General features: G+C 66.6%; 24 protein-coding genes and 1 tRNA gene. 13 read left to right on the plus strand and 12 right to left on the minus strand.

The features are described 5' to 3' along the window. Position 1: 1 nt before the first annotated feature. Positions 2–523, minus strand: a complete 522-nt coding sequence (gene idi, locus RN51_RS07355; RefSeq protein WP_045263401.1) for an isopentenyl-diphosphate Delta-isomerase — start codon at positions 521–523, stop codon at positions 2–4. A gap of 89 nt (positions 524–612) precedes the next feature. Between idi and RN51_RS07360 the strand changes: the two genes are divergently transcribed. After that, positions 613–1,260 (plus strand): MarR family winged helix-turn-helix transcriptional regulator, encoded by a 648-nt coding sequence (locus RN51_RS07360; protein WP_082066499.1) that lies wholly within the window; start codon positions 613–615, stop codon positions 1,258–1,260. A gap of 48 nt (positions 1,261–1,308) precedes the next feature. Here RN51_RS07360 and RN51_RS07365 read toward each other — a convergent pair whose 3' ends face one another. Further along, entirely contained in the window at positions 1,309–1,656 is a 348-nt protein-coding gene (locus RN51_RS07365; protein WP_045263402.1) for a histone-like nucleoid-structuring protein Lsr2, read from the minus strand. Positions 1,657–1,752: 96 nt separating this feature from the next. Next, positions 1,753–2,610 carry a LuxR C-terminal-related transcriptional regulator gene (locus RN51_RS07370; RefSeq protein ID WP_045263403.1) on the minus strand — a complete coding sequence of 286 codons (858 nt, stop codon included), beginning with the start codon at positions 2,608–2,610 and terminating at the stop codon, positions 1,753–1,755. Positions 2,611–2,718: 108 nt separating this feature from the next. Here RN51_RS07370 and RN51_RS07375 point away from each other — a divergent pair, with 108 nt between their 5' ends. Further along, entirely contained in the window at positions 2,719–3,066 is a 348-nt protein-coding gene (locus tag RN51_RS07375) for a DUF485 domain-containing protein (protein ID WP_045263404.1), read from the plus strand. Then, positions 3,063–4,697 (plus strand): cation acetate symporter, encoded by a 1,635-nt coding sequence (locus tag RN51_RS07380; protein WP_045263405.1) that lies wholly within the window; start codon positions 3,063–3,065, stop codon positions 4,695–4,697. Before RN51_RS07375 ends, RN51_RS07380 begins: the two co-directional genes overlap by 4 nt. 66 nt (positions 4,698–4,763) lie before the next feature. Here the strand turns inward: RN51_RS07380 and RN51_RS07385 are convergent, their stop codons facing one another. Next, positions 4,764–5,276, minus strand: a complete 513-nt coding sequence (locus RN51_RS07385) for a methylated-DNA--[protein]-cysteine S-methyltransferase (protein ID WP_045263406.1) — start codon at positions 5,274–5,276, stop codon at positions 4,764–4,766. A gap of 216 nt (positions 5,277–5,492) precedes the next feature. On the opposite strand from RN51_RS07385, the gene RN51_RS07390 reads away from it, so the two are divergent. Then, a complete protein-coding gene (locus tag RN51_RS07390) occupies positions 5,493–9,173 on the plus strand; it encodes an AAA family ATPase (protein ID WP_231579245.1) in 3,681 nt (1,226 codons plus the stop codon). A 302-nt stretch (positions 9,174–9,475) separates the two neighbouring features. Here RN51_RS07390 and mscL read toward each other — a convergent pair whose 3' ends face one another. From mscL to RN51_RS07405, 3 genes are read right to left on the minus strand one after another with little or no spacing between them, the layout of a single operon-like run. After that, entirely contained in the window at positions 9,476–9,898 is a 423-nt protein-coding gene (gene mscL, locus RN51_RS07395) for a large conductance mechanosensitive channel protein MscL (RefSeq protein WP_045263408.1), read from the minus strand. Between the two features lie 24 nt (positions 9,899–9,922). Beyond that, the gene (locus tag RN51_RS07400) at positions 9,923–10,195 is read right to left on the minus strand and encodes an FmdB family zinc ribbon protein (protein ID WP_045263409.1); all 273 of its coding nucleotides are present in this window, start codon (positions 10,193–10,195) and stop codon (positions 9,923–9,925) included. 14 nt (positions 10,196–10,209) lie between these two features. After that, the gene (locus RN51_RS07405) at positions 10,210–10,806 is read right to left on the minus strand and encodes a 5-formyltetrahydrofolate cyclo-ligase (RefSeq protein ID WP_045263410.1); all 597 of its coding nucleotides are present in this window, start codon (positions 10,804–10,806) and stop codon (positions 10,210–10,212) included. A gap of 41 nt (positions 10,807–10,847) precedes the next feature. On the opposite strand from RN51_RS07405, the gene galU reads away from it, so the two are divergent. From galU to RN51_RS18390, 5 genes are all read left to right on the plus strand, one after another. Further along, complete coding sequence (galU, locus tag RN51_RS07410) at positions 10,848–11,735, plus strand: UTP--glucose-1-phosphate uridylyltransferase GalU (protein ID WP_045263411.1); 888 nt, start codon at positions 10,848–10,850, stop codon at positions 11,733–11,735. Between the two features lie 25 nt (positions 11,736–11,760). Further along, positions 11,761–12,390: a GNAT family N-acetyltransferase gene (locus RN51_RS07415; protein WP_197073202.1), complete on the plus strand. Its 630-nt coding sequence runs from the start codon at positions 11,761–11,763 to the stop codon at positions 12,388–12,390. A gap of 93 nt (positions 12,391–12,483) precedes the next feature. After that, positions 12,484–13,329 carry a hypothetical protein gene (locus RN51_RS07420; protein ID WP_045263413.1) on the plus strand — a complete coding sequence of 282 codons (846 nt, stop codon included), beginning with the start codon at positions 12,484–12,486 and terminating at the stop codon, positions 13,327–13,329. Positions 13,330–13,381: 52 nt separating this feature from the next. Then, positions 13,382–13,454, plus strand: a tRNA-Ala gene (locus RN51_RS07425). 28 nt (positions 13,455–13,482) lie between these two features. Further along, positions 13,483–13,647: a hypothetical protein gene (locus RN51_RS18390; protein ID WP_156149126.1), complete on the plus strand. Its 165-nt coding sequence runs from the start codon at positions 13,483–13,485 to the stop codon at positions 13,645–13,647. A gap of 471 nt (positions 13,648–14,118) precedes the next feature. Here RN51_RS18390 and RN51_RS07430 read toward each other — a convergent pair whose 3' ends face one another. Then, positions 14,119–15,195 (minus strand): hypothetical protein, encoded by a 1,077-nt coding sequence (locus RN51_RS07430; protein WP_045263414.1) that lies wholly within the window; start codon positions 15,193–15,195, stop codon positions 14,119–14,121. A gap of 324 nt (positions 15,196–15,519) precedes the next feature. On the opposite strand from RN51_RS07430, the gene RN51_RS07435 reads away from it, so the two are divergent. The 3 genes from RN51_RS07435 (at position 15,520) to RN51_RS07445 (ending at position 19,039) form a co-directional block, all read left to right on the plus strand. After that, positions 15,520–18,114, plus strand: a complete 2,595-nt coding sequence (locus RN51_RS07435) for an AAA family ATPase (protein WP_231579246.1) — start codon at positions 15,520–15,522, stop codon at positions 18,112–18,114. A 200-nt stretch (positions 18,115–18,314) separates the two neighbouring features. Next, entirely contained in the window at positions 18,315–18,845 is a 531-nt protein-coding gene (locus RN51_RS18190; protein WP_197073203.1) for a DUF4062 domain-containing protein, read from the plus strand. Beyond that, complete coding sequence (locus RN51_RS07445; protein WP_045263417.1) at positions 18,824–19,039, plus strand: hypothetical protein; 216 nt, start codon at positions 18,824–18,826, stop codon at positions 19,037–19,039. Before RN51_RS18190 ends, RN51_RS07445 begins: the two co-directional genes overlap by 22 nt. Positions 19,040–19,069: 30 nt before the next feature. On the opposite strand, the gene RN51_RS07450 is transcribed toward RN51_RS07445, so the two are convergent. Genes RN51_RS07450 through RN51_RS07460 form a run of 3 tightly spaced genes read right to left on the minus strand, consistent with a single transcriptional unit; the run spans position 19,070 to position 21,812 of the window. After that, complete coding sequence (locus tag RN51_RS07450; protein WP_045263418.1) at positions 19,070–19,603, minus strand: AAA family ATPase; 534 nt, start codon at positions 19,601–19,603, stop codon at positions 19,070–19,072. Continuing rightward, entirely contained in the window at positions 19,600–20,532 is a 933-nt protein-coding gene (locus tag RN51_RS07455; RefSeq protein ID WP_045263419.1) for an arginase family protein, read from the minus strand. Before RN51_RS07455 ends, RN51_RS07450 begins: the two co-directional genes overlap by 4 nt. A 2-nt stretch (positions 20,533–20,534) precedes the next feature. Beyond that, positions 20,535–21,812, minus strand: coding sequence for a DUF445 domain-containing protein (locus RN51_RS07460; protein ID WP_045263420.1), 1,278 nt, complete (start codon positions 21,810–21,812; stop codon positions 20,535–20,537). 105 nt (positions 21,813–21,917) lie between these two features. Between RN51_RS07460 and RN51_RS07465 the strand changes: the two genes are divergently transcribed. Further along, on the plus strand, positions 21,918–22,190 hold the full coding sequence (locus RN51_RS07465) for a metal-sensitive transcriptional regulator (protein ID WP_045263421.1): 273 nt from the start codon (positions 21,918–21,920) through the stop codon (positions 22,188–22,190). Between the two features lie 60 nt (positions 22,191–22,250). On the opposite strand, the gene RN51_RS07470 is transcribed toward RN51_RS07465, so the two are convergent. Then, positions 22,251–23,801 (minus strand): amino acid permease, encoded by a 1,551-nt coding sequence (locus RN51_RS07470; protein ID WP_045263422.1) that lies wholly within the window; start codon positions 23,799–23,801, stop codon positions 22,251–22,253. Positions 23,802–23,872: the final 71 nt, after the last annotated feature.

Genomic DNA, 23,872 nt, shown 5'->3' on the forward strand with positions numbered 1-23,872 from the left:
GTCACACCTCGCCGCGTTGACGCAACAGGGGCAGCTGCTCGACCAGCCAGGGGCTGAACGCGAAGGGCGCGTGCGCGACGGCCTCGATCAGCGGGTGCACCTCGACCCACGTCCACTCGGACACTTCGTCGGGGTTGGCTACGGGGTCACCATCGAGTACGGCGATGTGCACGGGGCAGATCTCGTTCTCGACGATCCCACTCGCGTCCACCGCGCGGTAGCGGTAGTCGGGGAGAGCTGTACGGAGTTCGGACACCTGGATGCCGAGCTCGCCGCGGCCGTGGCGACGCACCGCATCCTCCATGGCCTCGTCCGGGCGGGGGTGGCCGCAGAAGCTGTTGGTCCAGACACCTGGCCACGTCTTCTTCGTCAGCGCCCGGCGGGTGAGGAGCAGACGCCCGTCGCGGTCGAAGACGTAGCAGGAGAAGGCCAGATGCAGGGGAGTGTCGCTCGTGTGGACTTCGCTCTTGGGGAGCGTTCCGACGGCTGTTCCGTCTTCGGCGAGGAGGGTCACGTCGTCCACGGCATCTCCTTGGCCTCGAGCGTTTCCGATTTAGCTAACTTGGTGAGTAGTCAACTTAGCATGAAACTGTTGGTGTGTAACATGATCGCATGGACTCGGAGCCCGGCACCACCCCGAACGCGGGCGCGCAGGATTCGCTCCCCGTGGCGGAAGCGGTATCGAGGCCGACGGGAGAGGCCCCGGACGGTCTCATCCACACCGCGATCTACGACGTCGAAGCGAGCGACCCGCGCAGCGTCCTGATCGATCGCACGGGTGTGCCGCCGGAGGAGCTGAAGCAGATCGCTCGAGTCATGGAGTCGCTGGCCGGTCTTCGCGAAGCGGAGCAGACCCTCTCTCAGGCGTCACGTCGATACATGCGTCTCAATGAGACCGACATGCGCGCTCTGCACTACCTGATCGTGTGCGCGAACCGCAGTCTCGTGGCGACTCCGGGCGGCATCGCCCATCACCTCGGGGTGTCGACTGCGGCGACGACGAAGCTCCTCGACCGGCTCGAGCAGGGAGGGCACATCACCCGCGCCCCGCACCCGACCGACCGCAGGGCATTGCAGATATCCATCACCGCGGAGACCCGGCATGCCGCGATGGAGACGGTGGGGCGGCAACAGGCGAAACGGTTCTATTCCGCGGCGCGCCTGACGCCGGCAGAGAGGGAGGTCGTTATCCGGTTCCTCACGGATATGACCGAAGAGATCACTCTGCGCGACGAGCCCTGGTTGCAGGAAGGCGCGTAGTGAACGCCCCTCGGTGAGGGGTGTTCACTACGCAGTTCTTGCGAAAGGTCAGTGCGCGGCGTTGTATGCGTCCACGACCTGCGCGGGAATGCGGCCACGCTCGGAGAGCTTGTGGCCATTGTCATTCGCCCACGCGCGGATCGCCGCGACCTCGGGGTTCCGCGCAGGACGCTTGCGGGAGGACGATGAGCGCGAGGCGCTCGAGGACGACCCTGCTTTGCGTCCGGCCGCCACGTAGGGCTCGAGCGCCTTACGCAATTCATCGGCATGCGCGGAATTCAAATCGATCTCGTATGCGGTGCCGTTCAGCGAGAAATGCACAGTCTCGCCTTCGCCCACCTCCAGGACGCTGCCATCGATGTCGTCGACCAGCTGATGCACAATTCGTCTCGCCATGGAGGCGACTTTACTCCGCCGCGGGAAATGCGACAACTCGAAGTCGTCAACCGTATTCGGCCCGCAAACGCGGCGCAATTACTCCATTCCCTTTAGTCACGGGAGGAGTCCGATTCGACGCGCTCTCGCGACAGCGGCGTGACGTGTGGACGCATCCAATTTCGACATCGCCGTTCCGAGGTACGCCTTGATCGTCCCCTCCCGCAACCCGAGCTGAGACGCGATCTCGGCGTTGGTCGCGCCGAGTGCGGCACAGGCGAGCACGTCGGTCTCCCGGGGGGAGAGGTGGACCGCGGGGATCGGTCCGGTGGGCGGTGCCGCCACATCACCCGCCAGGGTCAGGAGCCGCCGCTCGACATGCGCGATCCTGGTGCGGATCTCCTCGTCCTCGACGGAGGCTGCGATGCTGCGGAGCTCGGCGAAGCTCTGACGCAGCTCCTCGCGTTGCGCCGGGGCCACCACATCGTCGCCGGGCGCGCTCTCCTGAAGCCGTTTCTGCACCTCGTCGCGGATGCGCAGCTCATCCGCGACCGACTGGGCGACCTGCATGGCGGGCGCCGTGGTCACTCCGCCGACCCGCTCCTCATCCCATCCACCGGCGTAGAGCACGCCACGCGATCGTCCTTGGACGACGATCGGGAGAGCGAGGAGCGTGCGCAGCCCCTCGCCGAGCACGAAGACGTCGTAGTCGTGGGTGATCTGCTGGGACGATCCGTAGTCGCTCGTCATGCGCGGGCGGAGTTCCATCATCGCCCGACCGCCGAGGCCGCGTTCCGGACGCACACGGAGACCGTCGAGTGACCGCGTGCGAGCTCCGACGATGCTGGTGACGCTCACCACGCCCTCTTCGATGAGGCCTCCGAAGGCCACGGGGAATCGTGTGCGCCGCGCGAGCTCCCGCACCGCATTCGCGACGAGATCCGCCTCGGATTCGCGGATGACGGGTGAGTTCACGACTACCTACTTTCGGGGGTGACGACGCAATGCCCCGTTTCGTAGCGTCGACCCTACCATTCGCACGAGCGGCTCGTGCGAGCACCGGACATGTGGCAAGGAGGCCCCATGAGCGACCAGACGCACGCGGATCCGAACGGCGAGATCGACTACACCGCGGTCGAACGATCTCCGAGATTCCTCACCTTGAAACGCACGCAGAGATCGTTCATCTTCCCGATGGCGGCCTTCTTCCTCCTCTGGTATTTCGGCTACGTGCTCCTCGCGGCTTTCGCCCCGGACTTCATGGGACAGCGGGTGTGGGGCGACATCACGATCGGGCTCCTCCTCGGCCTCGGCCAGTTCGTGACGACCTTCGCCATCACGATGACGTACGTCTCCTTCGCGAACCGCAAGCTCGATCCCCTCGCGGCGCAGATCCGCGAGGAACTCGAGGAAGCGCAGGGCGCGGCATGAGCGGCGTGCGCGCGGCAGCCCCCGCGGCCCTCGAGATCAACCCGGTCTTCAACATCTCGATCTTCCTCGCCTTCGTGGCAGTGACGCTGTTCATCGTGATCAGAGCGAGTCGCAACAACAAGACGGCTGCCGACTACTACGCCGCCGGTCGCTCGTTCACCGGTCCTCAGAACGGATTCGCGATCGCCGGTGACTACCTGTCTGCGGCATCTTTCCTCGGGATCTGCGGTGCGATCGCGATCAACGGATACGACGGCTTCCTCTACTCAATCGGCTTCCTCGTGGCGTGGCTCGTTGCCCTGCTCCTGGTCGCGGAGCTGATGCGGAACACCGGCAAGTTCACCATGGCGGACGTGCTCTCGTTCCGCCTGCAGCAGCGACCTGTGCGGATGGCGGCCGCCATCACGACACTCGCCGTGTGCTTCTTCTACCTGCTCGCGCAGATGGCGGGTGCCGGAGGTCTCGTGTCGCTGCTACTCGGCATCGACGGTCGGGTCGGTCAGTCGGTCGTGATCGCGGTCGTCGGCATCCTGATGATCGTGTACGTGCTGATCGGCGGCATGAAGGGGACGACCTGGGTGCAGATCGTCAAGGCGTTCCTCCTCATCGGTGGTGCGCTCGGGATGACCGTGTGGGTGCTCGCCATCAACGGGTTCAGCCTGAACACCCTGCTCGAGGCAGCGGTGGCCAACTCCGACAAGGGCGACGCGATCCTGGCGCCGGGCCTGCAGTACGGCGCCAACCCGTGGGACTTCCTCTCCCTCGGCATGGCGCTCGTGCTGGGCACGGCAGGGCTGCCGCATGTGCTGATGCGCTTCTACACGGTTCCGACGGCGAAGGAGGCCCGTCGCTCGGTCGTCTGGGCGATCTGGCTCATCGGCGGGTTCTACCTGCTCACGCTCGTGCTCGGGTACGGCGCAGGAGCACTGGTCGGAGCGGATGTCATCGCGGCGGCCCCAGGGGGCGTGAACTCCGCTGCCCCGTTGCTGGCGCTCCAGCTCGGCGGCCCGGTGCTGCTCGGCTTCATCTCGGCGGTGGCGTTCGCGACGATCCTCGCCGTGGTCGCAGGTCTCACGATCACCGCGGCCGCGTCGTTCGCGCATGACATCTACGCGAACGTCATCCAGAAGGGCCGCAAGGACTCCGAGGGCAAGCCCATCGACGCCGACCCCAACGGAGAGGTGCGCGTCGCCCGCCGCACCGTCATCGTGATCGGCATCCTGGCCATCGTCGGCGGGATCGGTGCGCAGGGACAGAACATCGCGTTCCTGGTGGCCCTGGCTTTCGCCGTGGCGGCGTCGGCGAACCTGCCCACCATCCTCTACTCGCTGTTCTGGCGCCGATTCACCACCCGCGGTGCCGTGTGGAGCATGTACGGCGGACTGGGCTCGGCGATCCTCCTCATCGTCCTCTCGCCGGTGTTCTCGGGAACTCCCACGTCGATGATCCCGGGGATCGACATCGCCGTGTGGCCGCTGAACAACCCGGGCATCGTCTCGATCCCGTTGGGCTTCCTGCTCGGCTGGCTGGGCACGATCTCCAGCAGCCGCAAGGAGTCTCCTCAGCTGGCCGCCGAGATGGAGGTGCGATCGCTCACCGGGTTCGGTGCGGAGAAGGCCACGGAGCACTGAGCCCGCACCCGAGATCGTGGACCCGGCGGCCTACTCGCCGAGTCCACGACATCGCCTGCCGACGGCTCAGCTCGCTTCGAGGTCGAGCAGGAACGTCTTGCGCTCCGGGTGCGCTCCGTATTGGCCGGCGCTTCCGTCCGATCGCACGACGCGGTGCACCGGCACGATGATCGAGAACGGGGTGATGCGGCACGCTGTGCCGACGGCGCGCGCGGCGCCGGGATGGCCGGCGAGGACTGCGACCTCTCCGTAGCTCATCGTCTCGCCCCACTCGATCTCGCAGATCGTCCGCAGAGCGGTCAGAGCGAACCCGTCGACGAGTCCCCAGTCGAGGCGGATGTGCTCGTCGAAGCGCACCTGCTCGCCGTCGAAGTAGTCGGCGAGCAGATGGGCGAGCTCGTCGGCGGCGCCGGGGTCGGGCTCCGGCACGGCTCTCAGCTGGCGCGACACGCCTTCGAGCAGCCAGGGCACGCGCGGGTCTTCGGATTCGGACAGGTCGAACCGCACGATGCCCTCGTCGGAGAACACCGCGAGAGCATCGCCGAAGGGAGTCGGTGCGAAGTCGTAGCGGAAGGTCATGAGCCCATCCTGACTGTCCCGACGCACGAGGGGAGTCGCGGACACCGCACTGAGTGGAGAACACCGACGGCCCGGAAGTCGGGTAGGAAGAGTGAAGGCCTCTTCGTATGGCGGAAATTCGGCGGAAACCCGCCCGGGATACCCCGCCTCGGCATGTCACGCGCCTAGGGTGTCATTGTGTGGCGACGTGAAGGAAAGTCTACGGACGACACAGCGGTGAACCCTGCTGTGTCGATCGGTGACCTGCACGGGGCCGTGACCGGCTTCGAGATCGCGCACGCAGCGGAGTCGGAGCGCACGCGACTCAGGGCGGAGGCCGCGGATCTCGGTGGGCCCTCCCCGTTGGTGAGTTTCCGCGACAGCCCCGAGTCGGGCATCGACATCTCCAAGGCCCACCCCGGCAGTCTGCCGCAGTTCATCACCGGCAAGTCGACGCTGCTCTCGAACCTCTTCCGCGATGAGGTCGGCCTGCGCACGGCGCGACTCGCTGCGGAGCGCATCACCGCGAAGAACACCGAGTTGCGCACTGTGCGTGGCATCGAGGCCGTGCACCTCGCCGTCGGCGTCGCTCGGTGGCGCATCGGGGGAGCGGGGTTCGCCGCTCCCGTGCTGTTGCGTCCCCTGGCGATCCGGCGCCACCATTCCGACTTCGAGCTGAAGCTGCAGGGCACCTTCGAGGTGAACCCGGAGCTCGAGCGGATCGCCCGCGATCATTTCGGTCTCACGATCGATGCCGCAGCTCTCGCCGCCTTGGCCTATGACGGCGGGATCTTCAAGCCGCAGCCCGTGATCGACAGTCTGCGCGCGATCACGCGGTCGATCGACACCTTCTCGGTCGAACCGCGCCTCGTCGTCTCGACGTTCGCCGACATCTCAGGGGCGATGTCCCGTGATGGCGGCAGCCTCGACCACCAGGTGCTGAACGCTCTCGCCGGCCACGTGGGTGACCGCGAGCGTGTGACCGCTCCTCGGGCGATCCCTCATCACATCGGTCCCGACGACCGCGCCCCCGCATCCGACAACCTCCTCCTCGACGCCGATGCCGAGCAGGAGGCGGTGCTCGCCCGCATCGCCGCCGGACACTCGCTGACCGTCGCCACGCTCCCCGGTACCGGGGGGACGCAGACGGTGATCAACGCGCTCGGCGAGCTGGTGCGTGGGGGCAAGCGCGTCCTCGTCGTGTCCGCGCGTCGTTCCACCCTCGACGGCGTCCGTCATCGCCTCGCCGGGATCGGACTGGACAGTCTCGCGATCTCGCCGGCGGACGTGCGGCGCGATCTGGTCAGGGCCATCGGGCGGAACGAGAAGGCCACGGCTCCGAAGGTCGGTGAGGTCGACGACGCTCTCGTGCGTCTGCGAACGGTCCTGCGTGACTACCGCCAGGCGCTCAGTGCGCCGGTGTCCGGGCTGGGGGCTTCGGTCCTCGACGCCACTCGCCAGCTGACGCGCCTGGCCTCGCTCCCTGTTCCGCCGTCGACGACCGCACGGCTCGGACCCGATGCACTGCGCCGGTTGGCGGCCGACCGCAGCGAGGCGGCAGAGGCTCTCGCACAGGCCGCCCGCCTCGGCGAGTTCCGCTTCGGTCCGAATGACTCCCCCTGGTACGGAGTCACTTTCTCCAGCACCGAAGCGGCGCGTGCGGCCCACGAACTGGCCGGACGACTGCACTCGCAGAGCGTGCCTGCCCTTCTCGAGCACGGCTACGAGCTGATCGCGCAGACGCATATGCGCCCGTTCGCGACCATCGACGAGCTCGGCGAGTACCTGCGGCTGCTGCAGGGGATCCGTGATTCTCTCGATCGGTTCAGCCCCACGGTGTTCGAGCGACCTCTGGGCGAACTCATCCAGGCTCACGGTTCACGCCGTGACGCACCCGGCCTCTCCGGGGCGAACAGGCGGAGGCTCCGTCGCCTCGCCAAGGAGTACGTCCGCCCCGGTGTGCACGTCACCGAGATGCACGAAGCTCTCCTGCGCATCCAGGCGCAGCGCACACAGTGGCAGCGCTTCGTCGATGCCGGCGTCGCGCCGGAGATCCCGCTCGGCCTCGCCGACGTGCACGCGGCCTGGCAGCGGGTGGAGGCCGAGCTCGCCGAGCTCGACGCCGCTCTCGGGCGCCGCGAGCCGCTGGCCTCGCTTCCCGTCGCGCGGCTCGTTCGCACGCTTGCCGGGCTGGCAGCCAAGTCCGATGTCTTCGAGAACCTCGTCGAGCGTGCCCAGCTGCGTGACCGGCTCGCACTCCTCGGCCTGGAGCCGCTTCTCACCGAGCTCTCCGTCCGCCATGTCTCGGAGTCCCAGGTGGGGGAGGAGCTCGAGTTCGCCTGGTGGCAGTCCCTCCTCGAGCGCGCCCTGCAGGACAATCGTGCCCTTCTCGGCGCGAACACGGCGGTCGTCGATCGGCTCGAGCGCGACTTCCGTCTGGTCGACGAGGCGCATGCCGCCATGGCCGGGCCGTTGCTCGCCTGGCAGCTGGCGAACCAATGGCGGATCGCGATCGTCGACGAGCCCCAGCAGTCGCAGCACCTGCGTCGCGCGCTGACGCAGTCCAGCACCACGACCGCCCAGGTCGTGAGTGCCGCACCCACTCTCGTCGACGTGCTCGCGCCGGCCTGGATCTCGTCTCCGTACCTGGTGCCCGAGATCCCGGACTCCGTCGAGTTCGACACCGTGATCCTGGTCGACGCCGCGGCGATCAACCTCGCAGAGGCGGCACCGGCGATCCGTCGCGCACGCCAGATCGTCGCGTTCGGTGATCCGGTCACGCAGCGTCCCACCCCGTTCCGGATCGCGGTGGATCCGGAGGAGTCGTGGGAGCCCGAGGTGCCCTTCGACGACGTCTCGGCGTTCGAGCGCTTGTCCGAGCTCCTGCCCGTGATGACCCTGACCCGCAGCTATCGTGCGGGCGGGGAGGATCTCGCCGAACTGATCAACGACGCCTTCTACGGTGGCGAGATCGTCTCCCTGCCTTGGGCGGGTTCGTACCTCGGCCGCGGCAGCCTCACGGTGGACTACGTGGAGGGCGGAACCGGCACGCCGGACCCCATCTCCGGCGCGGTCGAGAGTCCGGACGCCGAGGTCGCCAGGGTCGTGACCCTCGTGGTCGAGCACGCGGTGCATCGTCCGGCGGAGTCCCTCATGGTGGTCACCGCGAGCGCCCGCCACGCCGAGCGTGTGCGTGCCGCGGTCACCGCGGCGTTCGCCGGGCGGTCCGATGTCGCGGACTTCGTCGGTCGCGACACCGTCGAGCCCTTCGCGGTGCTGACTCTCGAGGAGTCGGTCGCGGAGAGCCGCGATCGCGTGATCTTCTCGCTCGGCTTCGGTCTCACCAAGCATGGCCGCGTCCTGAGCGACTTCGGCGACCTCTCCACCCCGGATGGCGAGCGACTGCTCACGGTCGGCATGACGAGAGCACGCCGATCGATGGTCCTCGTCTCCTCGATCCGTCCCTCCTCGTTCGACGACGGACGCCTGGAGCACGGAGCGGCCACCCTGATGTCGATCCTCGGCGGCCTGGCCACCCGGAGCCGGGATGCACGGCTGGAAGACCTGGCCGACCCGCTGACCCTCGCCCTCGCCCGGGAGCTGCGGCGCCTCGGCGCTTCGGTGGACGTGGACTACCGCGGACTGCTCCCTCTCGTCGCGCAGCACGGCGGCAAGGCCGTCGTGATCGAATCCGACCCGGAGACGCGTGGCGAGTCCCTGCGCGAGACCCTGCGTCTGCGCCCCCACGTGCTGCGTCGCCTGGGCTGGCACTACGTGCGCGTGCACGCCTTCGATCTCTACAGCGACCCCGTGACCGCCGCCACCCGGATCGCGGCTGTGCTCGGCATCTCGGAGTCCGCCCCGCGCGCGGAGAACGACACGCAGCCGATCGACACGGTCGACACGCAGAATGACTGACGAGTCCGACCCCGCGACTCCGCGTCAGCACGTGGAGCGGGTCGCCGGGTCTCGTCGTGCGCGTCTCACTCCGGTCCCTGGAAGCGATCCGGAACCGGAGTCAGGACCCGCGGAGGCACCCCCGGCCCGGAACCGTCCGAGAGGGGCCAAGGGGCCGAACGACGATCAGCTGCTCCAGGACATCCCGCCCCATTACTGAGGTGCGCTCGTCCGAGATGCGCTTCTCCACGGCACCGCAGAAAAAGAGACGCACGGCTCCTCCGAAGAGGAAGACCGTGCGTCTCGAGTGCGAACGGGGGCTGTCAGGCTCCGCGCTGTGTCTTGAGCAGGTCGCGGATCTCGACGAGCAGCTCCGCCTCCGTCGCGGCGGCCGGCTCCTCCTCCGGCTCCTCGGCGGGTGTGCCCTTACGAGCTTCGACGTGAGCCTTGAAGGTGTTCATCGGCAGCACGAAGACGAAGTACACGACGGCGGCGACGGCGAGGAAGCTGATGATCGCCGAGATCAGTTCCCCGATCGGGAACGTCACCGTCTCGCCGTAGATGTTGGTCACCGGGATCCCGAACTGTCCGGCCGCGTCGGCCTTCAGGAAGAGGGCGATGAGGGGATTGATGATGCTGTTGACGACGGCAGTGACGATCGCGGTGAACGCCGTGCCGATGACGACGGCGACCGCGAGATCGATGACGTTGCCGCGCAGCAGGAAGTCCTTGAAACCTTTGAGCATGGGATCCCCCAACAGATCGATACCTCAGGAAGAGGCTGGAGTCGACGCAGCCGCCGGTTTGGCGCTCGTCGTCGATTCCGACTTCGATGATGCCGAACCATCCTTCGATCCACCGGATTTGGCGCGCGAGTCCGTGCGATAGAAGCCGGAGCCGTTGAAGGTCACACCGATCGACCCGTACTGCTTGCGCAGGGCGCCACCGCACTCGGGGCACACGGTGAGGGCGTCGTCGGCGAAGCTCTGCACGGCGTCGAAGGTGTGACCGCACGCGGTGCAGGCATAGGCGTAGGTGGGCATGGGGGTCCTTGGGATCAGCGTCGCCGCGGCGACAGGATGAGGGTCTGCGACGGGGTCACGATGCCGTTCACCGGCTGGTCGTGGACCTCTCGCGGAAGTTCGTCGAGTACCTCGGAATCATAGATGACCGCATAGACGGGAGGGCACTTCTCCATCGAGCCGATCGTCTTGTCGAAGTAACCGCGGCCCCAACCCATGCGCATGCCGGAGCGGTCGACCGCAGCGGCGGGGACGATCATCAGATCGACGTCGTTCACGGCGATCGGGCCCAACACCTCGCCCGTGGGCTCCGGGAGGCCGAAGAGTCCCTCGGCGACCTCATCGTCGTCGGTGGCGACAGCCCAGTCCAGCAGCCCGTCGGCGCGGGTGACGGGGAGGAGCACGCGGATACCTCGGCGTACGGCTCTCGTCACGAAGTCTCGAGTGCCCGGCTCGGTCGTGGTGGAGAGGAAGCAGGAGACGGACCGGGCGCCGAGTTCGTCGACGAGAGCATCCAGCCGCTCGCCGATGGCCGTCGCCGCAGTCTCCCGCTGCGTGTCGGAGAGGAGCTGGCGTCGTTCCCGGAGCTCGGCGCGGAGTGCGCGCTTGGCGTGTTCGACGTCGTTCGACATGGCTCCGAGTCTACGTCGGCGCTCACCACTAGGCTGGCAAGATGGCTGACCACAAGATCAAAGCCGTCATTCCCGCAGCAGGCTTGGGAACTCGGTTCCTCCCCGCGACGAAGGCGATGCCGAAAGAGATGCTCCCCGTCGTCGACAAGCCGGCGATCCAGTACGTCGTCGAAGAGGCGGCGAACGCCGGTATCGACGACATCCTCGTCATCATCGGACGCAACAAGAACGCGATCTCCAACCACTTCGACTCGGTCCCCGAGCTCGAGGTGAAGCTCATGGAGAAGGGCGACACCGGCCGACTCGAGCGGGTCATGAAGTCGAGCGATCTCGCCGACATCCACTTCGTCCGCCAGGGAGAGCCGAAGGGCCTCGGCCACGCGGTCCTGCGTTCGCGCACCCACGTCGGCGACAGCTCGTTCGCGGTGCTGCTCGGTGATGACCTGATCGACGAGCGCGACCCGCTGCTCACCGAGATGATCGCCGAGCATGAGCGCTCCGGCGCCGCGGTGATCGCCCTCATGGAGGTCGACCCCGACAGCATCCACATGTACGGCGCGGCCGCGGTCGAGCAGATCGAGGGGTCCGACGCCGTGCGCGTCACCGGGCTCGTCGAGAAGCCGGCCAAGGAGGACGCGCCGTCCAACCTGGCCATCATCGGCCGTTACGTGCTGCCGGCTTCGGTGTTCGACATCCTCGAGCACACCGAGCCGGGCAAGGGCGGCGAGATCCAGCTCACCGACGCTCTGCAGGTGCTCGCGACCGACTCCGACGGACCCGGCGTCGTCGGCGTCATCTTCAGCGGTCGCCGCTACGATACGGGCGACCGCGTCGATTACATCAAGGCGATCGTGCAGCTGGCTGCAGACCGCGACGACCTCGGGCCCGAGCTGCGTCCCTGGCTCAAGGAGTTCGCGGGACGCCTCTAGGCGGCTCTGCGGGCGTCGGTGCGGCATGGATCTGGCGGCGGGGATGCGACACGGCCCGATAGAACTGCGGCTCGTCCGGACGAAGGACGCGCGGCTGCTGCAGCATGAGCTCCTCGCCAACAGGTCGTGGCTTCAGCCGTGGGAGGCGACCGTTCCGTACGGATCGGTGTCCTTCGATATGAGGCTCGGCATCCGACGTCTGCTGCAGCAGTACCGTGACGGCTCCGGCTATCCCTTCGTCATGGAGTACGACGGCGAGATCGCCGGTCAGCTCAATGTGTGGGGTGTCTCCCGGGGGTCATTGTGCTCTGCCACGATCGGCTACTGGGTGAGCGAGCGGTTCGCCGGTCGGGGGATCACGCCGACCGCGGTCGCCTTGGCCACCGATGCGTGCTTCACGGAGTACGGACTGCACCGCATGGAGATCTGCATCCGTCCGGAAAACGCTGCGAGCCTGCGCATCGTGCAGAAGCTCGGGTTCCGGTACGAGGGGCTGCGGCGTCGCTACATCCACATCGATGGGGACTGGCGCGACCACTACGCTTTCGCCCTCACCAAAGAAGACGTGCCGCAGGGTGTGCTCGCACGGTGGCTCAGCGGACAGGTGCCTCCCGAGGCTGCGACGGTGCCGCCGGCCGATCGAATCTCGTCCTGAGATTCCCCGCATGAGGGCGGATTCCGACGAACTCGCCGCGACACGCGCCCGTCTGCACGGCGCTGCCCGCCCCCAGCCCTTAGCGTTGTCGATATGGACGGGCCGGTGCTGAGCGGAGGAGTGATCGTGCTCGTCGCCGTGCTCCTCTGGATGCTGTATCTGCTGCCGTCATGGCGAGGGCGATTCCAGTACAACGCCGCCGAACGCAACGCCGTGAGGCTGAACCAGGCCCTGCGGGTGCTCGCCGAGACGAGCGAGACCCCGGGTGAGGTGCGCTTCGAGTTGAACGCACGCACCGCGCTCGCACAGCAGAAGCTGGCCAAGCGTGTGCAGTCGGAGCGGGAGGCCGCTGAGCTCGAGGCTCTTCGGCAAGAGCTGGCAGCGACCAGAGCCGACCCCGTGATCCGTCGGGCCCGCGCTCGTCGACGGGTGCGTATCGCCGCCACAAGCACGCTGGTCGTCGGACTCGTCATCTCCGGTCTGGGTGTGTGGCAGTTGCTGGCCGCAGGTGGTTCGCTGCTGCTCTGGACCGGAGGGACGCTCGTCGTCGTCGCCGGTATCGCTCTGCAGCGCATGGCTGCCGTCGCCGGTCGTGCCGCGCGTGCCGCACATGTCGTCGCTGCTCCGGTCGCTCCGCGTGTGGCTCCCGAGCTGCACGACCAGGGTCGAGCGACCTGGACTCCGCGTCCGCTGCCCGAGCCGATGGCATCCGTCGCAGGGTCTCGCGCGCAGGCCGCACAGGCACAGCTCGACGCCCAGGAGGCGCGACGCAAGGCCGCGCGTGTGGCTGCGTTGCGCGAGCGCGCGGAGCAGATGGCGCCCGAGCCGCCGGTGGCCTTGCCTGCCGCGTCGTCGCCGTACGCGCGGATGGGATTCGTCGACGACGCTGAGATCGAGGCCCACGTTCGCGAACTGCTCTCCCGTCGCGCCGCAGGGTGACGATCCGCGACGCGAGCACGCCTCTCGTCGTGATAGCGTAGAACCTGTTCACGGGCCTATGGCGCAGTTGGTAGCGCGCCTCGTTCGCATCGAGGAGGTCAGGGGTTCGAATCCCCTTAGGTCCACAATTTCAGACATAGTCGAACCCCTGACATGGGTGTTTTCGTCTGTCGTGACGGCGAAGCGTTCCGCGAGGCGGAGGCTGGCTTGCTCGTCTTCGTCGATGTCGATCCCGTTGGTGAAGGTCTGCTTGGCCAGGCGTTTCCCGTGGGCGTCGGTGGTCTTGTAGAGGCGTTGGCAGTCGATCAGGAGCCGTAGGGCCTTGTTGATCTGGCGTCTCGGGCCTTGGTCTTGGTCGTGTTCGTTCTCGATGCGGAGGTCGATGTCTGCGAGGCCTGCGCGGATGCGGTCTTGGTGGCGCTTCAGCGTGGGTAGGTCGATGGCATCAGCGAAGTGGGCGGCGAGGAGCTTGTCGGACTCGTCTTCCAGGCGTCTGCGGTTCGCTGCCAGTTCGGCGAGTTCGTCGGAGCGGGCTGCGAATCTCTCATCGAAGGCTTGCTAGACCTTCTTAGCGAGGTCGAGGTATTGGGCCTCGTTGATGCTGATGCGGGCGTAGCAGTCAGCGACGAGCTGTTCGGCGGTCGCAACGGGGATTGTGCAGCGGGTGCACTTGGTCTTGCGGGTGCGTCTTCCGCTGCACGAGTAGTAGGCGTATTGGATGCCCTTTTGTTCGTCGGCAGGACACGATCTATCGTCGAGCTCACTTCTGAGACGGTGTGCTTGTCAGGGTCACTCGTTGGAGCCGCCGAGATACTCGTTGATGAGACGGTTTCCTCGGAACCACGAGGCGGCGACTTCGGACCACGCAGCGGTGGGGAACTCTCCGTCTATTCGGAACAGTTTTCTGTAACGATCGCCTTTGCCACGGTGCTTGAAATCGTGCTGAGCTCGCGGGTATCTGTCGGCGGCGAATGCTTTCACGGCTCCGTCGCAGTGGATGAAGGCGTGCTTGGTGGTGTCTCGGATGGCGTGGAGGTAGCGCGCGAACACCCAGTCGGCTTTGGATTCTGGTGCTGGCATGAACTCTTCGATCTCAACGGTCTTGAGATTGCCATCGGCGGTCCATCGAACTGAAAGCCCTGCATACGGGCTGAGTAGGGACGTGCCGCCTTCGGGGTCGCCGTGGAACGTCTCACCGACGGCCGTGAGGTCGTCGAGATCAGCATCCGCGAGCGAGGGGCCATACCAGTAGTCGTACTCGTAGATCTCGCGGTACTCGTCCTTGAACTGGACGCGGCGTTCGTCGAGGGCAAGCCGTGCCGTGAGGTCGTGCTCCTCAGAGAGCCGCAGGATTGTTCCGATGAGGCCGTAGTGAATGCTGGAGTCGAAGCCCCTCCTCATGAGCTGGTGGTAGTGGAACGCGTACTTGCTGGTGTGCAGGCCCCAGGGACGTGCATCAAGTTCCGCCACGGTGACGAGGCCGCTCTCGTCGAGGAGCGGAACCAGGTGAGGAGCTGCCGCGAGCACGCGCGAATCGGTTGCGGGGTGGTCGAAGAGATCGATCAGGGGATCAGCGAAGTCCGGCCACATCGCGGCTTCAAGGAGAGAGTCGGAGACTGAACGATGTTGGACGAGGTCGGGGAGCCGCGCGTAGATCTCATCGGTCGTCGTCGGCTCCGTGCCTACCCATTCGTCAAGTAACTCGACCGCTCGCTTGCGCGCCTCAACCAGGCGGGGACGGTCGTCCTGGAACAAGAACACCGGATGAGCATCGACGTCGAGCATCACGCCATGAAGCTCATCAGACTGGCTCCCCAGACGAGCACGAATCAGCGCGATGTCGTCGAGGTCTAGGTCGAAGGGCATAGTCCGAGCGTATCGATCAGAGCACGCGTTCCGAGGAGACAACCGAGCTCCGAGGCCACGATCTGCAAGAGGCGTGACGGCTCAAAGGCGAGCTTCAGCGCGAACGCTGGCAAGCGCCATCCGCCTGGCTTCGCTTCTGTAGTTCTGGCTCGGCGTCGTCGGTCGTGTCGGACCTCACGGCTAGGCTTGAAGTGGAGGTCGGTCAACGACGACGGATGAGCGTCTGCAACGGCGCAGAGGAGACAGCGAGCACGTCATGAGGGCACACCATCGGCGCCGGCCGATATCGCGGATTAGCACCGATGCGACGCAGGGGGTGGATGCATGATGGCCACGAAAGCCGAAGCTGAAGTTGCTGACTCGACCGAGCTGGTAGATCCTCGGGCGCAGCTCGCCGAGTGGGCGAATGCCAGCGACGAGTGGGTGCGCCTGCTCGTCGCCGAAGTGGTCGCTACCGGACGCCCGGTTGGACCGGCCACGATTGAGAAGGCCTACCAGTTGTTCCGCCAGGAGAAGGCGCTTGACAAGCGCGAGCTTCCGGCCGTCCCGTTGCTAGACATCGAGGCTCGTCAGGACGAGTCGGCACCACCGCTGTCACTGATCCGGCTCTCCGAGGTTTGGGGTGTCAATGCGCTGGTACCTGGCGCGGTGATCGAGCCGCACGAGGGCTTGACGATCCTTTACGGCGAGAACGGTACTGGCAAGACGGGCTACTCGCGCATCTTCAAGGCGCTGGCCAACAGTCGCACCGCCGATACGATCCTCGGCAACATCGACGTCGACAGCTCTGAGGGGCAGACGGCGAAGCTGGACTTCAAGCTCGGCGACGACTATCAGGCTCTGACCTGGACGGGTGAGCTGGGCGTATCGCCCTTCACTCGCATGTCGATCTTCGACAGCCCCGCCGTGCGAACCCACGTCGATGAGGATCTCGACTACGTCTACACCCCGGCCTCGCTGGCCTTGTTCAACGACGTCACGACCGCGATCCAGGCGGTGACCGCCGAGATCGACTCGGCCATTTCCGAGCTTGGTTCGAGCGGTTCGGGATTGCTCTCCAGGTTCCAACGCGGATCGACCGTCTACCCGTTGATTGAGACTCTCGGGGCGTCCACTGACCTCGCCGACCTCAGATCGAAGGTCAAGAGCGGAGACGACGTCGACCAGCAGGTCGACGTGCTCACCCAGGCCGTCGCGGCGCTGCGCGCGAACACGATGGGTGCGCAGATCGCTGGCCTCAAGAGCGAGCAACGGGTTCTCTCGCAGGCGGTGTCTGTCGCTGACGCGCTGCTCGCATTCGAGCTGGCGAAGTACAACGAGGCACTGACCAAGCGCGCACAACTCACGACCGACTACGAGACCTTCCGCCGCGAGATCTTCGCCGCCGCGGACCTACCTGCCGACCCCGACGACACATGGAACGACTTCATCGAAGCAGGCGAGACATACCGCCAGCACCTTATTGAAGTCGAAGCTCACGATGCCGATCGCTGTCTGTACTGCCGCCAGCCCTTGCTCGACCCCGCGCGGGATCTGCTTACGCGCTACTCGACCTATCTCGAAGACAAGATTTCGGCCGACATCCGCACGACCGACACTGCGCTCGGAGGCTACAAGCGGCAGGTCGCTGCGCTCCAAGGCAACGAGATGGCCGCGTTCATCGAGCAGCACAAGGACACCGAGGGGAGCGAGCGGCCAGCGTACTTCGCTGAGGTGGAAGCGATCGAAGGCGCACGAAGCGTCGTCGTCACTGCCGTCGTCGCCGGTCACATGGTCGACATCCAGATATCCGACGTCGTGACCAAACCCCGCACCGATGCAGACACGGCGCTCACAACCGTAGGCACCAACGTCTCGGAGCTGGAAACCCTGCAGAAGGGCAGGACTGAGGCGCTGGCCGAGAAGCAGGCCCAGTTGCTGGAGCTCAAGGACGCGGTCGAGCTGGGCAAGTCCTGGTCGCTGATCGAGACGCAGGTCAAGAGCGACAAGGAGGCCGATCGGCTCAAGACGCTCAAGCGTCCGTTGCCTGCGTTGGGTCGCTCGGTGACCGCGCTGGCCAAGACTGCCAGTGACCAGCTGATCAACCAGAGCTTTGACGCCTTGTTCCTTGAAGAGTGCGAAGCGCTCCACACGCCCATGCTCAAGGTGCAGTTCGTCGGGCGAGAAGGGAAGGCTCAGCGTCGCAAGGTGCTCAGTGGCAAGCACAAGCCGTCCAAGGTGCTGTCCGAGGGCGAGCAGAAAGTGCTGGCGCTTGCCGACTTCCTCGCTGAGGCGCGACTGGCGGGCATCACAGCACCAGTCATCTTCGACGACCCGGTCTCGAGTCTCGACCACCGCCGGATCAAGGAGGTCGCCCAGCGCATCGCTCGGCTCGCCGACGACAATCAGGTCATTGTCTTCACCCACGACATCCTGTTCGCCACGACACTGCTCGCGTTGTTCGAGAAGTCGAAGCGGTGCGCGTACTTCCAGATCACCGACGAGAGCGGCAAGGGCAAGGTGTCCCGAGCCACTGGACCGCGGATCGACTCCTTGAGCGCCATCAAGGGGCGGATCAACAGCACGATTCAGGCTGCTAAGCAGCTGGATGGCGAAGCGAGGGACGCGCTGGTGCACACTGGGTATAGCCACCTTCGCTCCTGGTGTGAAGTCTTCACCGAGGACGAACTACTCAAGGGCGTGACCCGGCGCTACCAGGCCAACGTCCAGATGACGACGCTCATCAACATCAACGTCGACAAGCTCGGTGAGATCATCCCCAAGGTCAGCGAGGTGTTCGAGGAAGCCTGCCGATACATCGACGGCCACTCCCAGGCGCTCATAACTCAAGGTGTCAGCCCGACTCTTGCCGGACTCGAACAGCACTGGGCGGAGCTTCAGGACCTTAGGAAGCTCAACGAGGGTAAGGCAGCGTCGTGAGCCTTGCTCGCGACATCGACACGATCGGCCAGTTCGTACCAGGACGGCTTGATCGGCGCGTCCGTCGTCTGAAAGACGTGTGGCGTCTGGCGTTTGGAACGGGGCTAGGTGCGCCAGCTAGGACGGTCTCGGTCGCGGGGCACCACTATCCTGAGGCGTAGGCGAACATGAGGGGCGGGAGCCAGACGTCAGGAGTGGTGATGGAGAAGGATATGCGCGAGTTGCGCGTCTTCATGGCATCTCCGGGTGACCTGACCGACGAGCGTGAGGCACTTCGCAACCTCGAACGCCGCTTGTTTCGTGGGCGAGGAGTCCGCATCTCGATTGAGGGCTGGGAAGAGGTGCAGCCTGACGCCGGGGCTCCGCAGGAGCTCGTAAACCCTTTGGTGCATGGCTGCGATGTGTTCGTTGGCCTTCTGAACGTGCGCTGGGGAACACCCACTGACAATGGCTCCTCCGGGTTTTCTGAAGAGTTCAATATCGCCCTGAAGCGTAGGCAAGAAAGCGGCACCACTCCGGCGATTGGGATGTACTTTCGCGACATCGATCCGGAACGACTGCGAGACGAGGGGCCACAACTCGAGGCCGTACTCGCTTTCAAGGAGCGAGTGGAGGCCGAGCGACTGGTGATGCATAAGACGTTCAGCGGCGCGGATAACCTCGTGCGCAGGCCATCATCGATGCGTACTTCGGGAACGAAGCCGCAGCGTTGCTCATCGAAGAGAAGCTGACCAAGGCATGGGCGGACCTCACGACCTCGTTCGGTCAGTGGGAGGATTTCGGCGCTGAGACCGCCGTGGTGGCCGGAGAGTACGTCGTCGCCGAGACCCGACTGGAGTTCGAGGCCGGGGCTGTGACATGTCGGAGCTCGTGGAGCGCCGACGGCAAGCTCGGAGGCCTGTTCTTCGTTCCGGTATCCGAGTGAGCGCCGTCACGTCGCGGGGGCAGGTGCTGGTCAGCCCCGGCTCGCCTCGACCAGCAGCCGGAGCCGCTCCTCGAGGCTGCCGACGATCGTGACCACGCGCGGGACGGAGCCGGCGCGCTCGAGGTCATCGACGAGTCCCACCAGCGCTTCGTCCATCGCGACGCGCAGAGCCGGCTCCTCGTCGCCGGTGACGGGGATCGGCCGGCTTTCGTCCAGGGGCACGATCGCGATGAGGTCGATCGCGGCCATCGACGCCTCCACGATCTCTGTGGCGCGGGCGAGGAGTGCGCCGTCACTGCGGCCCAGCTCCTCCAGAGCGGTCAGGTAGGCGAGGAAGTCGAGCGGCCCCCGCTCGCAGATCACCGCGGAGGCGGCGGCCGACTCCTGGAGTCGCGCTGCGGTGACGCGCAGCTGCACGGCGAAGCTGTGCGCGCCCGCGGGATCGTCGAGATCGAGGTCCTCGAAGGGGTCGGGGAGTACGACGTATTCGGGACGGACCGCATGGAAGTCGGAGATCAGCGTGCTCTTGCCGCTGGCGTGCGTCCCCGACACCACGATCCTCATGCGCGTGAGGCGAGTCCGGCGAGCAGCTCCAGCACGCAGAGTGCCGCCAGGCGGACGGTGCGGGCGTCGTCCGCGTCGGCGGTCGCGTCGACTTCGGCCAGATCCGCGCTCACGACGCGTGGATCCGCTGCGACGCCGCGGGTGAGGGCCCGCAGCTCCCACGCCTGCAGACCGCCGGGCACACTGGCAGGGCAGCCGGGGGCGACCGAGCGGTCGCAGACGTCGACGTCGATGTCGAGATGGATGCGCGCATCGATTCCTGCGCCCGCGATGTCGACGGCCTCGGCGACCACGTCGTCGATGCCGCGGCGGCGGAGCTCATCGAGGGTGATGACCCGGATGCCCCACTCCGCCGCGCGCCGAGCGTAGGCGGCGGAGTTCGCGAAGTCGGCGATGCCGATCTGCACGATCTTGGTCGGGTCGATGCGCGTGGTATCCAGCGGCGATGCGGCGGGGGCGTCCTCGACGAGCCGCCGCACGGGGGTGCCGTTCGAGATGCCGTCGCGCAGGTCGAAATGGGCGTCGAACGTGATCAGCCCTGTGGCCTGCGCCCCCAGAGCGACGGGACAGGTCAGCGAGTTATCGCCGCCGAGAGCGATCACGAGCCCCGCGGTGGAGCTGAGCTCTCGCACGCGGGAGATGACCCTGGCCTCGCCCGCGGAGCCGTCCGGGTCGGCGATGTCACCGGCGTCGGCGATGCGCAGCACCTCGTCGAGCTCGATCACCGGCGGTCCCATCAGCGCGGTCCCATAGCGGGGGAGCGCCTCACGGATCGCCGAGGGCGTCGCGTGTGCACCGGTTGGGGAGAGCGAGGTGCGCCAGGTCGGCACTCCGACGAGCACGGCATCGGCGGTGTCGTTGAACGCGGCCCAGGAACCGGCCCGGGGCCAGAGGGGATCGTGGCTCAGTGGCCGAGAGGACGAGGGCATGATCACACTCCGGGGATGAGGGCGTGGGCGATCGAGAAGATCACGAGGCCGGCCAAGGCGCCGACGAACGTACCGTTCAGGCGGATGTACTGCAGGTCGCGGCCGACCATCAGTTCGATCTTCTCCGTCGTCTCGGCCGGATCCCAGCGTTCGACGGTGTCGGTGATGATCGAGGCGATGTCGTGCCGGTAGCGATCGACGAGGAAGACGGCGGCGTCCGACACCCAGGTGTCGACGCGGTTCTGCAGCGCGGTGTCGGTCGTGAGGCGCTCGCCGACCTCCTGCAGGGCCTGCACGGCGCGGCGTCGGAGGCCGCTCTCGGGATCGGCGAGGGCAGCGAGCAGGCCGTTCTTCGCGGTGTTCCATGCCTCGGCGGCCAGGGCACCGACCCGAGGGCTGTCGAACAGCGATGCCTTGGCGTTCTCGAGCTTCGCCCGCGTCGCCGGGTCGTTCTGCAGGCTGTCCGCCAGCCGCGCCAGATAGCCGTCGACCGCGAGGCGTGCCGGGTGGCGGGGGTCGGCCTGCACGGCATGCACGAACTTGACCGCCTCGTGATACACCGTGTCGTCCACGAATCGATGGGCCAGCTTCGGCACCCACCCCGGCAAGCGTCGGGAGACCAGGCCGCTGAACGACTCGGCGTTGGAGTCGAGCCAGCGTGAGATGCTGTCGGCGGCGAGGTCGACGGCGCCGTGGTGGGCGTCGGCCTCCACGATCTTCTCGAGCCACGCTCCGGCGGGCGGGCCCCACTCTGGATCGACCAGATGCTCGCGGGCGAGGTCTGTGATGAGGTCTCGCACATCGTCGTCGCTCAGCGCGTTGAGCACGGCCGTGGCGATCGTCGCTCCTTCGGCGCCGACCCGCTCCGCATGCGGAGCCTCGCGCAGCCACTCCCCGGCGCGCAGAGCGATCTTCGTGGTCGACAGCTTGGTGCGCACCACGCTGGCTTCGAGGAAGTTCGTCTCCACGAACTCGCCGAGGGAGCGGCCGATCTCGTCCTTGCGGTTGGGGATGATCGCGGTGTGCGGGATGGGGAGCCCGAGCGGGCGGCGGAAGAGCGCGGTCACCGCGAACCAGTCCGCGAGCGCACCCACCATGCCGCCTTCGGCCGCCGCACGCACGTAGGCGAGCCCCTCGATGCGCTGCTGGAACGCGAAGGCGAACACGAACACCACGGCCATGAACACCAGCGCGCCGAGGGCGACGGCCTTCATGCGTCGGAGCGCGCGGAGGCGCTCCTGGTCGGCAGGAGAGAGCTGCGTCATCGGTGTTCGCGGCATGACGTCATCCTTTCACGCCAGTGCTCCGGCGGCCCCGCCTGTCGGCCGGCGGCTGTCTCGGCGCTCAGACAGCCGAATACCCCCTGGGGGGAGTACCCTCGAGGGGTGATCGAAGACATCAAGAAACGTGCTCTGCACCGCACCAGCATCCTCGAAGGACAGATGCGCGGAGTCGCGCGGATGATCGAGAACGAGGACTACTGCATGGACATCATCACGCAGTCACGCGCCATCCAGCGCTCCCTCGAATCACTCAACCGCCTGCTTCTGGAGAACCACCTGCAGACTCACGTCACGCATATGTTCGAAGAGGGCGGCGAAGAGCGCGAGAAGGCCGTCGTCGAGCTGCTCAAGGCTTTCGACTTCGACCGCAAGTAGCGGCCCGAGGTCCGCGCGACACAGCGCCCCGACGAAGTCGTCGAGGCGCTGTGCGGTGGGTCACCTGCCGGTGCCGTCGAACACCTCGCCCTCCATGGCGTCGTACCCCTCGGCCTGCGGGTCGCCGTGGGAGCCGCCCGAGATCGCGTACTCCTCTTCGGGTGACAGCACCAGGCGGTGCCGGAAGAAGAGTCCGAACCCGAGCAGGATCACGACGTAGACGATGGCGATCGCCACGATGGCGGGACCGAACGTCGGATTCAACAGGAAGCCGACGAAGATCAGCGCGGCGATCACGAGCGCGACAGCCGCACCGGGGATCCCCCACGGGCTCCGGTACGGGCGCGCGACGTCGGGGTACTTCTTGCGCAGGATCATGAACGACACCAGCTGGAGTCCGTAGGCGAGCACCGCGCCCCAGACCGCGATGTTCAGCACGATCGCGCCGGCCACCGACCCTGCACCCTTGGCATCGACGGCCGCGAGCACGTCGAGCACGATGAGGGCGATGAAGCCGATCGCCGCACCCACCACGAGCGCCACCCAGGGTGTCTGCTGCTTGCCGGTGAGGGAGAGGAAGCGCGGGTAGTAGCCCGCGCGGGACAGGGAGTACATGTTGCGGCCGTAGGCGAACATGATGCCCTGCAGTGAGGCCAGCAGCCCGATGAGGGCGAAGAGGGCGAGCACAGCGGCGAGCTGATCGCCCACGATCGCGCGGAAGCCGTCGAGCAGCGGCTCGCCCGCAGTGCCGGTGGCCTCGGCACCGATCACGCCGGTGTTCAGGAAGAGGACGAGCAGGCCCGTGACGATGAGCGTTCCGCGCGCCCAGAAACCGGCCTTGGGGATGTCACGCGTCGGATTGTGCGACTCCTCGGCGGCCAGGGGCAGCTCTTCGATGCCGAGGAAGAACCACATCGCGAACGGCAGCGCGAAGAGGATCGGCAGCACGCCGTGCGGCAGGAACTCGGTCTGGCCCGGGTCGGGGGCGATGTCCCACAGTGCGGCCCAGCTGAAGGCGCCGGAGAAGATCGCCATCAGGGAGAACACCAGGATGATGCCGATCGAGATGATCGAGACGACGATCGCGAACCGGAACGAGATCGCGGCCCCCGCGGAGTTGAGAGCGATGAACACGACGTAGAGGATGAGGTACCAGAGCCACCCCGGCAACTGGAGCCCCAGCAGCTCGCTCGTGATGCCGTTCGCATACGACGCCGAGAAGTAGACGATCACCGCCGTGGTCGCGACGTATTCGATCGTCTCGGCGGCGCCCGTGACCAGGCCGCCCCACGGGCCCATCGCCGATCGCGCGAAGGAGTAGGCGCCCCCGGTGTGCGGCATCATCGCGGCCATCTCGCCGATCGCGAAGATCATGCCGTAGTACATGAGAACGAGGATCGCGAAGGCGATCAGCATCCCGCCGAAGCCCGCGAAGTCGATGCCGAAGTTCCAGCCCGAGAAGTCTCCGGAGATGACGGCGGCGACCGCGAGGCCCCACAGGCCCCAGACGCCTGCCGACCTCTTCAGGGTGCGTTTCTCGAAGTACTCGTTCCCGGCACGTGTATAGGTCGCCCCAGCGACCTTGCGGGATTCATTGCTCTGCTCAGACATCCGCTCTCCGTTCGCATGCACACACAGGCGCCGGGTGCACCTTGCGGATGATTGTGGCAGTCAATGGTGGT

This window comes from Microbacterium oxydans (assembly GCF_000956405.1).
In the GTDB taxonomy this organism is placed as follows: domain Bacteria; phylum Actinomycetota; class Actinomycetes; order Actinomycetales; family Microbacteriaceae; genus Microbacterium; species Microbacterium oxydans_C.